Here is a 12,739-nt window from a genome sequence, read left to right as displayed (position 1 = left end):
TGTGCCGGGGTAGCTTGCTCGCTAAAAAATTCAGACTGCCGCTACCGGACAAAGTGCTTCCAGGCTTGCGGAAGCCGCTTTTAGCTCATCCAGCATTTTCTGTTTATATGCTTCGGTCTGGTGTGTGAAATCGGCAACCAGGGTATTATAGTACGCAATTCCCGCCAGCAGCTGTTCTCTGAATTTTTGAAAATATTTCTGTTTCTTATCGGTCAGCGTTTCCGCATGCAGCTCCATGTCTTTTTTCAGATAATCCACATACAGGTTCAGTTCGTTGATGAACATATTCGGACGGTTCACGTTGGCCAGCAGATTGATCTTGCCATAAATGTGGCCTACCATTTCTTCCACAGAATAAATCTTGGAAAACCATGAAAGATTGGGGCCCGGACATATCGCAACAGACTTGTTTTCACCCGTTTTGAGCAATTTGTTTTCCAGCAGGGCCGCAGTGCTTAATCCTTCGCAAAGGCAGAGCTTTTCTGTAATGGCGTTGAACTGCTGCTCGTAGTCTGCCGGCTGAGGCGTAATTGCCTGTAACTGTTTGATTTTAAGGTTCTGATATTGCCTGGATGCGGTGCATATCGGTTCTGTGGTGAATTCTGTGTTGGAAACGAGATATTTCTTTTTGCAAGGACTTCCCGGCCTTCCTTTGGCAATCCGTTCCAGCCGCTGTTTTTCTGCGCTGCTCTTTTTGAAATTATTAAAAAGCACACCCAGAGGCGAAGAATTACTGACATAAAAATCCTCGCTCTCGGCTGTTACGAGATCTTTTAATGTTGCTTCGTCCACATTCGTCAGCTCAGGGACAAGCAGGAACGGACTGCCCCAGCCGGTGGCGTCCACTTCATAATGCCGGAGCAGGAAACGGTCTTCCTCTGCGGTACCTATCCCTCCCTGAACCGTAATACGTATCTCCGGTATGCGCGCTGTTTTTCTGCCTTTGGCTTCCAAGGCAGATCGGTAAAGTGCAAACAATTCCACCCGCATTTCCTGTTTTTTTGCTTTGAATTCTTCCAGGATCGGACCGAGCAGATACCCCTCAGTCGCGAAAGCATGCCCGCCGCAGTTCAGTCCCGATTCGATCCTGAATTCGGATACCCATATCCCTTTTTTTGCAAGAAACTTTGCCTGTATAAAAGCAGAGCGGAAATCGCTTACCTTTAGGATTACCTTTTTTCTGAATTTCCCGTTTTCATCCGGATAAAAATCTTCAAATTGTTCTAGGTAATTGTAAAGCCTGGGATTCATGCCTGCCGAAAGTATCAGGGACGAGTGGAGTGTGCTCATTGCGAACCCCCGCAGGGCCGCTGAAGCATCGGAATAGATTTCGTCCAAAAGTTCGCCATCAGTGCCCCGGTTCATTTTATCTACTTTTGACATAATATTTACATCAATCGCGCCCTTTGTGAGGTTGTTCCTCAGCTCGTTCTGTAGTCGTGATTTTTCAACCGGGTCTTCGGTAGCGAGCATTTCTCCGTATTGTATTTTCAAAGGTGCCGTTTCCGGCAGTAGCTCAAAATAGCGAGAGATTTCCCTGCCTTCTTCAAAAGGTTCCTGTCGCAGCGCTTCAAATTGCCTGTTTACGATCCGATCCATCAGGTCCAGATAAGCAGTGATGCGTTTGGCGCGGTAATCTGCCTCGGTGGCGGGGATCGGAATAAAATGTTCGTTGTTTTGAAGTGTATGATATTTCCTGATCCTTTCAATAAGTTCGTCGTCGACGATAGAAGCCACCGAGGAAATGCCATACCGGGCGGCTTTGATTGGTGTATCAACAGAGTACCCCAGTCCCAGGACCGGAATATGGAAAGTATGGGACATGTTTTTCGCAGATTTTAATGAGACAGGAACAATGCGTTCCCGATATCAAAGCTAGGACTTTGAAAGAAGAGAAAAATTGATGCGGAAGGGTGCTGTTAAATGATAAAAATCATGTCTGCGGACGCTCAGTTCCGCATCCTCGCCAGCTTGTCGTAGTCCAGGACGGTGATCAGGCTGCCTTTCATGTCCACCAGGCGCTCGTCTTTGAAATCGGACAGGGTGCGTATGACGGTTTCAGTGGCTGTACCCACCATAGAGGCAATGTCTTCGCGGGTGATGGCCATGGAAAAAGGTTTGGACCGGTCTTCCTGGTAGCGGTTTACGAGCATCACCAATGCTTGGGCGACCCTTTTCCGCACCGAATTATAGGCCAGCTGAAGCAGGCGTTCTTCCCTGTCTTTGATCTCGTTGGATAGCATTTTGATAAACTTCGAGGCTACTTCTCGGTTTCCCTGCAAGAGATTGAAAAAGTCATCTTTGGGGATCATCGCTACTTCGGAGGATTCCAGCGCGATGGCCGTTTCCTGGTAGGGTTCACCTTGCAAAAGATCGAGGTAGCCAAAGAAATCACCTTCTTTGAACAGGTCAGTGATATACTCCTTCCCGTTATCATTGGATTTGTATGCCTTTACTTTTCCTTTTTGCAGGAAAAAAACATTGGACGGAAAGCTTCCTTCGGTATAGATCGTCTCCCGCTTTTTGAGAAGCTTAACCTTTTTATCCTCAGCCAGTTTGACGATCAGGTCAAATGATTTGGCTTCTTGTATAAACTGATCCAGCCCCTCGGCAGAACGGTCGAAAGAACGTTTGACCCTGTCGCTTTTTTTCAGCCGCATTTCCACAGCGTTCAGCAGCTCCACGTCATCGTAGGGCTTGGTCAGGTAGTCGTCGGCACCCATGGTCATGCCTTTGCGGTAATCCTCCTTTTCAGCTTTGGCTGTCAGGAAAACAAACGGTATGTTGGAAGTACGATCGTCTTTTCCGAGGAGATGCAGGACACCATAGCCGTCGAGTTCCGGCATCATAATATCGCAGATGATCAGGTCCGGCTCCGACTGGCCGGCCATTTGCACGCCTTCTTTGCCGTTTTTCGCAGTCAATACTTCGTAATTGGCCAGTTCAAGTATTTCTGCTGTGTTTTCCCGCATTTCGGGATTATCTTCGATCAATAATATTTTCCTCGTTTCCAATGTGTCAGCGGTTCTTTCTAAAAGATTTTTTATTAGTTTTTTGCCGTAAAAGTTCAGTCGTTCCCCGCAGGAGCGGGCTGATGATTGGGTAGTGTAATGTGAAATGTAGTGCCTTTCGTGACTTCGCTGGAAAATGTTACTTTCCCGCCCATCAGGTCAATGTAATTCTGAACGATGTTGAGACCGAGCCCTGTTCCCTGCGCAGTGCCGGCATTATGGGCACGGAAAAAACGCTCAAAAACATGGGCCTGGTCGGCCGTTGGTATGCCAATACCCTGGTCCTCAATTTCGATGTGAACCAGCGCCGCGCCGGTATTTACCCTGAAAAATATGAATTTCCCTTCCGGCGAATATTTGATGGCATTGGAGAGGAGGTTAAATATGACATTGCGCAGCAACTGCTTGTCAAGCCATACTTCCGCGGCTCCGTCGTACCCAAACTGTATCTGCTGGCTTTCCTTACAAAGCCCTTTTATTTCCTCGATCAGGTTTTTGCAAAATTCGGGAAGGTCCATCAGTACCGGAACACTGTGCACACGGCCTTCTTCCAGCTTGCCTATCGACAGGAAATCGTTCAGAATTTCCGTCAGATTGGTGACCGCCGACTTGATCCTGAGTACATGTTTTTGTCGTTTGTCTTCATCCTCGGTTTTCGGATAACGGCCGATCAGTGAGGCGGAAGACAGTATCGTGGCCAATGGTGTCCTGAACTCGTGCGAAGCGATGGTTACAAACTGGCTTTTCATGTTATTCAGCTCCCGCTCTTTTTTCAAAGCACGGATCACTTCTTCCTGCGACTGCTCTACTTTTTTGATGGCGGTAGCCAGTTCTTTGGTCCGCAGGCTTACCCTTTCTTCCAGTTCAGCATTCAGTTTCTGGATTTCAAGATTTGCTTCGATGATGCGGTTTTCCTGCATTTTTCGCTCTGTAATATCAATTACAAAGCTTACTACAAACTCGCCTTCACTCGTTTTGAACGGGCTCAGGCTTACCTCTACGGGAAATTCACTTCCATCGTGCCGCCGGGCATACAAATCCATCAAGTGCCCCATACCGCGCGCCCGGGGTTCTTCCAGGTATTTGTCCCGGTACTGAACGTGGTTATGGTTAAATCTCTGGGGGATCAGTGTTTCAATTTTTTTGCCTGTCAGCTCGGTATTGGGATAACCGAAAAGCTCTGTGGCTTTGGGATTCAGCATGACAATCGTACCGCTTTTGTCCACGACCACAATCCCCTCGGTAGCATGTTTAAAAAGAGCGTCGAGCATTTCAATATGCCGGGTCATTACTTGAGTATGTATTAAAATATCCGTATCGAACATACCAAGTTAAGGGACACAGGTTAAGGGAACAAGGATTTATTGAAATGAGAAACTTTCGCTGAATTTGATTTGACAGTAAAATGTCAGATCGTCTGGCTGAAAAGCGTGGTTTGCGGAAGCTCTGCCCAGAGCCGCGCATCGAAGGCCATACATACGTTCCTGACGAATGCTTTTCCTTTTTCTGTTACCCGCAACTGATAGGGCTCGATCTCCACCAGCTCATCAAATTCCATTTCCGACAGGCTTTCGATAGCTTTATAAATATGGTCGCAAATTTCATTGTCATTTCGCCACGAAGTTTCGAACCGGGTCATCATGTGGAGGATATGGCGGCGCAGGACCAAGTCTTCCCGACTCAGCTCATGTCCCCGACTGATCGGGAACTGTCCTTTGGCGATGCGCAGATAATAATCTTCAACCTTCTTTTCATTTTGTACATAACCGTTCCAGGTATCGCTGATAGACGAAGCGCCAAGGCCGATGAGCAGCTGGGTAGGGGTATCGGTATAGCCCATAAAATTTCTGTGCAGACGCTGTTCAGCATGTGCTGTGTAAAGTGAATCACCCGGTAAAGCGAAATGGTCCATACCAATGTCTTTATATCCTGCCAGTTCAAGTGCATTCCTTCCGGTTTCGTAGATCGCCATTTTTTTGTCGGCATCCGGGAGGTCCAGTTCCGTAAAATTTCTTTGTCCCGGTTTGACCCAGGGTACGTGTGCGTAACTGTAAAAGGCAATCCTGTCGGGTTTAAGGCGGATCACCTGTAGCATCGTCTGCATCATATAACATGCTTTCTGCTGAGGCAGGCCATATATTATGTCATAGTTCACCGAAGTATACCCGATCTCCCGCGCCTTGTTTGTGAGCTGCCTTACCTGTTCGTAGGTCTGGTACCGGTTAATAGCCGCCAGCACAACCGGGTTAAAGTCCTGCACACCGATACTGATCCTTCGAAATCCGGTTTCATACAAAGCTTTCAGATGTTCGTCGGTGGTGTTGCCGGGATGGGCTTCAAACCCGAATTGTGCTTTTGGATGTACTTCAGCGTTATTTAAAAGACCGTTTACCAGTTTTTTCAAGTTCAGCGGACTGAAAAAAGTAGGTGTTCCTCCTCCCAGGTGCAGTTCCCTGATCACCGGTTTTGTATCCCCGAAAACTGAAAGATACATTTCCCATTCTTTCAGTACCGAATCGATGTATTTTGTTTCAACGGCATGGTTCACGGTGATCCGCGTATTGCATCCGCAGTACGTACAAAGGCTTTCGCAGAAAGGTAGATGGACATACAGGCTGATCCCTTCCCGGTGGTTCGAAACTGTGAAAGCGTCGCGTACCAGTTCTTCCCATTTTTGCTCGGTTGGAGGTGTTTTCTGCCAGTAAGGTACAGTTGGATAGCTGGTGTAGCGTGGCCCGGGTATATTGTATTTAAAGAGCAATTCCTTCTCCATGGGATAATAGTTTTGAGGCATTTAATAGAACAATCAAAACTACCTAAGCCTGAATCTTAAAAACATGATATTCATCATATATAAAACTGGCATTTGATGGTTTAATCCCTATTTGCCGGTACGCCCACCTAGGAACACAGGTATGGCCGTTTCCGGCCCCGGGTTAAAACCCGGGGTTAGGGTATGTCGGCCCAGCCCCATCGGGGCTACCCATTACTAGCGAGATGTTGCGGACAAGGTCAGAACCCTGGAAGGGTGACAGATTTGACGGCGTTGGCGGTGTGCCTCCGGCCCCGGGCTAAAACCGGGGTTAGGGTATGTCGGCCCAGCCCCATCGGGGCTACCCATTACTAGCGAGATGTTGCGGACAAGGTCAGAACCCTGAAAGGGTGACAGATTTGACGGCGATTGTGGCGATAGCGGTGTGCCTCCGGCCCCGGGTTAAAACCCGGGGTTAGGGTATGTCGGCCCAGCCCCATCGGGGCTACCCATTACTAGCGAGATGTTGCGGACAAGGTCAGAACCCTGAAAGGGTGACAGATTTGACAGCGATTGCGGCGATTTGCGGTGTGCCTCCGGCCCCGGGTTAAAACCCGGGGTTAGAGTATGTCGGCCCAGCCCCGTCGGGGCTACCCATTACTAGCGAGATGTTGCGGACAAGTTAAAAACCCTGAAAGGGTGACAGATTTGACAGCGATTGCGGCGATTTGCGGTGAATCCAAACATCCGATGATCACCCAGCCCCGGACTTCAGTCCGGGGACCAGGATAGAAAGAAGCTACCTCCCATGACAAACGGGAATAGAGGCGGCAACGCCGCCAGCCGAAGGATATTCAATAAAAACACCGCGGGCAATGAGCCAGATCCCGGCCACCGCCAGGACAACCGGAGTCAGTTTATGCATTCGGGTTCGCAACGCGGGGGTAAAACATTGCCTGAAAAACCCGACCGCCATCATCGCGGGCAAAGTTCCGACACCAAACAGAAGCATGTAGATGCCGCCGCCAACCGTACTTCCGGTAGCTACCGAACTGATCAGCGCGAGGTATACGAGGCCGCAGGGCAGCAGGCCGTTGAGGATACCGAGCATGAGCCAGCCATGCATTTTGCGGCTGCGCAGCATTTCGGACATTCTCTTTTTAATATAGTGAACGCTTCGTTCCCAGAAGGCAGGTGTGTGCAAGTAGCCGTTCATCCGCGAAGGCCAGAAGACATATATAAGCATGAGCACACCTGTAAAAATAGACAGATAGCGCAAGTAACCCATCCAGACCAGAGAAGACCCAACCGTGCCGAATGCCAGCCCCAGGGCAGCATACGTAAGCGCCCGACCACCATTATAGATACCTACGCCGGCGAATTGCCTGAACTTGCTTCCCGTATGCACTGGTAAAGCAAGGGCGATAGGGCCACACATGCCGATGCAGTGGAAGCTGCTCAGCAGTCCCATCGTCAGTGCCAGGTAGGGAAGTGCGTTTGTCATGGTTTGTTTATTGATTTCCGTGGCTGATCAGGATCACACCCTCATTCCAGAACGTCTGATTGCTGTTTTTCCAGTCTATTTGTAAGCGGTAACGGCCTTGCGGGATGTCGGATGCAGCGATAAACTGCTTGCCATCACTCGCTGCCACTGGAAAACTCCGGTCATTTTTGTTATTCGATGGACAGTAGAGCGTTATTTTGCCGGTTATATCAGCGTCCGTGCCAAACTCAGGATATTGTATCAGCAAACCTTCCCGAGTGACCGTCCAGCTGAGCGGTTTGGAGAGGGCTTCTGCTCGTTCTGTTTTGTTGATCCTATCCTGAAATTTCAGTTCTTCATCGTAGTAGCGGTCAGTTGCCAGGTCGATTTTCTGGTTTGTGCTCATCACCACGAGTACCAGTATCATGGCTACAAAGCCGGTATATAAAATGGCGATCCCTGTGCCCCAGTTTATTTTGATAGTATTTTTCATTCTTCCGGTGCGATAAAGGTTGTTTCGAAGCTCTCCAATTTTTCCGTACCCTGGTATACCGACAGCCTCAGTTTCGTTTTGCGGGTTTTCAATTCTGTTTTTGGTATGATAATAAAAACCGTCCCTTCCGACATTCCGGCCCCATCGAGGGTAAGGTCCGGGGTACCTGCGAACACCAGTTTTCCGTTTGGGGCATCAAGGTGAAGGGTGGGTTTTACAATGTAATTTGTTTTGTTAAAAATCTTGAAAGTGTACAGGTTGCTGACAGTACCGTCCTTATTTTCAATATACTGGCTGCCCGGTGCCCGGAAAAGTGTGGTTTGTGTGTCGCTTCTTGATACAACCATGAAACCGAGCACAGACCAAAGCAGCACCAATATTACCGAGTAACCGATGACTCTTGGCGTGATCAGCTTCGGGGTTTTGTGTACGATTGCATTTTCAGAGGTGTAGCGGATCAATCCCTGCTGAAAGCCCACTTTGTCCATAATAGAATCGCAGGCATCGATGCAGGCCGTGCAGTTCACACATTCCATTTGCGTGCCGTTCCGGATGTCGATCCCGGTCGGGCAGACCGCTACACACTGGTGGCAGTTGATACAATCTCCCTCGGGACGCTCCTGACCTTTGTGCAATTTCCCACGAGGCTCGCCGCGTACGTGGTCATAGGCAACCATGATCGAATTGCGGTCGAGCAGAACGCCCTGCAACCTCCCATAGGGGCATACTACAGTGCACGCCTGATCACGCAGCCACGCAAAATTGAAATAAAACACTGCGGTAAAACCAACAATCCCCGAGAAAAGCGGAATATGGTCGGCTATGGGTTCGCGAATGATTTTGGCCAACTCGTCCACGCCCAGCACATAGGAAAGCAGCAGGTTCGCGATCAAAAATGAAACGGTTAGGAACAGGGTATACTTCAAACCTTTTTTCAGGATTTTCTCGGAATTCCAGGGCGCTTTGTTCAGCAGCTTCTGTTTACCGGCATCGCCTTCAATCGCATACTCGATCTTGCGGAAAACCATCTCCATAAAAACCGTCTGCGGGCACGCCCAGCCACACCACAACCTTCCGAAAACGGTAGTGAAAAGCACCACAAAAACCATGAACGAGAGCATCGTAAGCCCGAAAAGCCAGTAGTCCTGCGGCCCTATGAAAATGCCGAAAATGATAAATTTCCTTTCAAGAACATTGAAGAGCAGCAGGGGCTGGCCGTTAAATTTTAAAAACGGACCGGCGAAAAGTATCCCGAGCACCGCCACGGTAAATACAACGCGGCGGTTATGCCATTTGCCTTTTGGTTTCTGAGGATAAAACCAGTTCCGCTTTCCATCCTCACTCACCCCGCTAAAATGGTCGCGAAAGTAATCGTCGGGCGGGAGTTTAGCTGTTTCGTTCATGTTTGGCTGTCGGCTATCGGCCGTAGAATTTTGGGTTGGGCTACCGGAGGTCGGCTTTCGGCCGTCGAGCCAATGACTATGATCAACATTTGAAGGCTTTTAGTTCTATTACTTTATTGTTAGATATCGCCCTCTACACAAGCTTATCCAACTCCGAAAGCCGATAGCCGACCGCCCTCTGCTACTTCTGCGTCAATTGTTCTGCTTCCCCAGCCAACTCCCCCTGCGGCTCCTTGGGATTGGCTGGTTTAGTTCCTTTGAGGGTCATCACATAGCTGGCGATTTTCTGTATGTCGGTCGGAGAGAGCTGTTTTTCCCACGATATCATACCTTTTTCGGGCACACCGTATTTAAGCACTTTAAAGAGATCCTTGATACCGCCGCCATGCAGCCAGTATGCGTCGGTCAGGTTGGGGCCTACCGAGCCGCCGCCGTCGGGGCCGTGGCATGCCGTACACTTTTCCTGAAAAATAGCTTTCCCCTGTGCGACGGACGCCTCATCTTCCAGCCGTGTTACATTATTTTCGTCCATAGAGGCACCTACTTTCTCTATGTATGCCTTTTTATCAATCTCCGCCTGTGCTATTTCCTTGTCCAGCTCAGCGATCTGCAGGTCGCCGAACCCGCTGAAATAATAGACAGAATAAAACACCGCAATCACGATGGTCGCAAGGAAAAGGGATTGCAGCCAGGGAGGCATCCGGTTGTCGAGCTCCTGGATACCGTCGTAATCGTGGCCTTCGATGAGAATGTTCTTTTCATCCTTAAGGTCAACACCAACCCCTCCAAACCTTTTCCACCAGCCTGCGCTGAAAATGGATGGGGATTCTTTCTGGCCTGTGGCTGCGTTGAACTTGTTGAGCACATTGATCGCGTTAACAAGCAGGATCACGACCTGGATCATGATGAAAAACAATGCCGCCAGCAACACGTAAATCAACAGTTCGGTACCGCTGACCGCCCGTACCACAGTTTCCTCCGGCTGCTGGGCCGAGGCTGCAAACGAAGCCAGCAGAAATACCGCCACAGAGAGCACGCCTTTTTTTACAATGCCGTCCTGTAATGGGATGTCCCTCATGTTGTCCAGGGTTTTTTTATCTAAAAAAAACACATAGACCAGAAGCAGCACAAAGAATACGAAGAATATGATTAGCGAGATCATCGGGTAAACTTCGATGCCGGCAATGGTTTCAAGATAATTTCGGAATTTCATAATGAAAGATGGTTTTCATTGTTTGGTTTTGATGTCTGTTCCAAGCCGCTGCATGTAGGCGATCAGGGCGATGATCTCTTTGTCCGCGCTGGTTTTGATGCCGCTTTGTTTCAGTCCGGCCTGAATTTTCCTGGCCTGTTTTTCCAGCTCGGTATTGGCTATGTCCTCGTATCCTTTTTCATAAGGTACGCCCAGGGTTTGCATCGCTTTGATCTTGGCTTTTGTAGTGGTGGTATCCAGGGAATTTTCCAGCAGCCAGCCGTATCTCGGCATGATGGATCCCGGCGACATGCTTGTCGGGTCTTCCATGTGGTTGTAGTGCCACGAATCCGGATATTTGCCACCTACCCGGTGCAGGTCCGGGCCGGTGCGTTTGGAGCCCCACTGGTGCGGGTAGTCGTAAACAAATTCGCCCGATTTGGAATACTCCCCGAACCTTTCAATTTCGGAACGGAACGGACGGATCATCTGGGTGTGGCATACATAGCAGCCTTCCCTCACATAAATATCCCTTCCCTGTAACTCCAGTGGTGTATAGGGTTTAACAGCGGCAATGGTAGGCACATTGGATTCGATCATGAAAGTAGGGATCATCTCAATCATCCCGCCGATCGCCACTGCCACGAGGGCAAAGATGGTCAGCGTCATCGGCTTACGTTCCAGCAGCCTCCGGTGCCAGTATTCGTTTTTCTCCGCATGCCAGATCGCGCTCAGCGGCATGGCTTTGGCGGTTTCTGTCGCTATCAGCTTTCCTTTCAATGCAGTCATCCACAGGTTATAGATCATCACTATGAACCCGACGATATACAATGTTCCGCCTACGCTGCGCAGAAAGTACAGAGGAGCTAGCTGAGTGACAGTTTCAAGGAAATTGGGGTATTTCAAAAGACCTTCCTGTGTAAATTCCTTCCACATCGAACTTTGTACCCATCCTGCCCAATACATAGGGACCGTGTAAAAAATGATCCCGAGCGTACCGATCCAGAAGTGGAAGTTGGCGGCTTTTTGAGAATATAGCGGGCGGCCGTATATTTTTGGAAAAAGCCAGTACAGGATACCGAATGTAAGGAAACCGTTCCAGCCGAGTGCGCCTACGTGCACGTGCGCCACGATCCAGTCGGTATAGTGGGCGATAGCGTTTACATTTTTAAGCGACAGCATCGGCCCTTCGAAAGTAGCCATACCGTAAGCTGTGATCGCCACAACCATGAATTTCAAAACCACATCTTCGCGTACTTTATCCCAGGCGCCGCGGAGCGTCATCAACCCGTTCATCATTCCGCCCCACGACGGTGCGATAAGCATGACGGAGAAAACGGTACCCAATGTTTGCGCCCACTCCGGTAAAGCCGTGTACAGCAAATGGTGAGGTCCTGCCCAGATGTACAGGAAGATCAGTGCCCAGAAGTGGACAATGGATAAGCGGTAGGAATAGATAGGCCGGTTGGCGGCTTTTGGTAAAAAATAATACATCAGCCCCAGGTAGGGTGTGGTCAGGAAAAACGCGACCGCATTATGGCCATACCACCATTGCACCAGCGCATCCTGGACACCGGCGTATACGGAGTAGCTTTTGAACAAAGAAATAGGGAGGGCTACGCTGTTCACAACATGCAGCATCGCCACGGTCACGAACGAAGCGATATAAAACCAGATCGCAGCGTAAATATGTTCGACCCGGCGGTTGATCGTGGTCATGACCAGGTTGATCAGTGCGGAAACCCATACCACAGCAATGGCGATATCCAGCGGCCATTCCAGCTCGGCGTATTCTTTGGAAGTCGTCAGGCCCATCGGGAGGGTAATGGCTGCGGCCAGGATGATAAACTGCCAGGCCCAGAAATGAAAACGGCTGAGCATCGGGCTCCACATGGGCGTCCGCAATACGCGGGGCGCCGAGTAATAGAGGCCTGTGAAAAAGCCATTTCCGACAAATGCGAAAATGACGGCATTGGTATGGAGCGGACGGATACGGCTGAACGTCGTAAAGGGCAGGTCCATGTTCAGGTTGGGGAATACGAGCTGAAATGCGGCGAGTAAGCCAACGAGCATCCCGATGAGTCCGAATAAAATCGTGGCTATCGCGAAGTTCCTGACAATTTTGTTGTCGTATTGAAACTCGTCCAGCTCAACCGATGCGATATCCGGATGCGTGATGTTTGACATAGTTTTTGTAGAAGATAGGTGAATAAATGTGCTTGTGAAAGGTAAGATTATGGTTTTATGTCTGTGTCGCCGGGCGGATTGTCATCCAGCAGGATGCGAACGGAGGGCGTGTAATCGTCGTCATAATGTCCTTTTCTGACCGACCATATAAAGGCGCCGAGGAAGCCAAGCGCAACCAGCAGGCTGGTAAAAATCATGATATACAGCGCGCTCATAGC

10 protein-coding genes are annotated in these 12,739 nt (G+C 49.4%); all 10 read right to left on the bottom strand.

The features are described 5' to 3' along the window. Positions 1-30: 30 nt before the first annotated feature. The 10 genes from FBF61_RS01485 to ccoS all read right to left on the bottom strand — a co-directional run bounded on the left by FBF61_RS01485 (position 31) and on the right by ccoS (position 12,736). Entirely contained in the window at positions 31-1,824 is a 1,794-nt protein-coding gene (locus tag FBF61_RS01485; RefSeq protein WP_138475393.1) for a hypothetical protein, read from the bottom strand. 125 nt (positions 1,825-1,949) lie between these two features. Beyond that, on the bottom strand, positions 1,950-3,014 hold the full coding sequence (locus tag FBF61_RS01480) for a response regulator (RefSeq protein ID WP_138475392.1): 1,065 nt from the start codon (positions 3,012-3,014) through the stop codon (positions 1,950-1,952). Positions 3,015-3,067: 53 nt separating this feature from the next. After that, a complete protein-coding gene (locus FBF61_RS01475) occupies positions 3,068-4,300 on the bottom strand; it encodes a PAS domain-containing sensor histidine kinase (RefSeq protein WP_229214876.1) in 1,233 nt (410 codons plus the stop codon). A 119-nt stretch (positions 4,301-4,419) separates the two neighbouring features. Next, entirely contained in the window at positions 4,420-5,784 is a 1,365-nt protein-coding gene (gene hemN, locus FBF61_RS01470) for an oxygen-independent coproporphyrinogen III oxidase (protein WP_138475390.1), read from the bottom strand. Positions 5,785-6,562: 778 nt separating this feature from the next. Next, positions 6,563-7,267, bottom strand: a complete 705-nt coding sequence (locus FBF61_RS01465) for a sulfite exporter TauE/SafE family protein (RefSeq protein WP_229214875.1) — start codon at positions 7,265-7,267, stop codon at positions 6,563-6,565. Between the two features lie 7 nt (positions 7,268-7,274). Next, entirely contained in the window at positions 7,275-7,739 is a 465-nt protein-coding gene (locus FBF61_RS01460; protein ID WP_229214874.1) for a FixH family protein, read from the bottom strand. Then, the gene (ccoG, locus tag FBF61_RS01455) at positions 7,736-9,142 is read right to left on the bottom strand and encodes a cytochrome c oxidase accessory protein CcoG (RefSeq protein WP_138475389.1); all 1,407 of its coding nucleotides are present in this window, start codon (positions 9,140-9,142) and stop codon (positions 7,736-7,738) included. Before ccoG ends, FBF61_RS01460 begins: the two co-directional genes overlap by 4 nt. 181 nt (positions 9,143-9,323) lie before the next feature. Beyond that, positions 9,324-10,355: a cbb3-type cytochrome c oxidase N-terminal domain-containing protein gene (locus tag FBF61_RS01450; protein ID WP_138475388.1), complete on the bottom strand. Its 1,032-nt coding sequence runs from the start codon at positions 10,353-10,355 to the stop codon at positions 9,324-9,326. A gap of 15 nt (positions 10,356-10,370) precedes the next feature. Next, entirely contained in the window at positions 10,371-12,521 is a 2,151-nt protein-coding gene (gene ccoN / locus FBF61_RS01445; protein ID WP_138475387.1) for a cytochrome-c oxidase, cbb3-type subunit I, read from the bottom strand. A gap of 47 nt (positions 12,522-12,568) precedes the next feature. Further along, a complete protein-coding gene (gene ccoS / locus FBF61_RS01440; RefSeq protein WP_138475386.1) occupies positions 12,569-12,736 on the bottom strand; it encodes a cbb3-type cytochrome oxidase assembly protein CcoS in 168 nt (55 codons plus the stop codon). Positions 12,737-12,739 lie beyond the last annotated feature (3 nt).

This window comes from Dyadobacter bucti, assembly GCF_005869225.1.
GTDB lineage: Bacteria > Bacteroidota > Bacteroidia > Cytophagales > Spirosomataceae > Dyadobacter > Dyadobacter bucti.
This window is presented reverse-complemented; position numbering and strand designations above follow the sequence as displayed.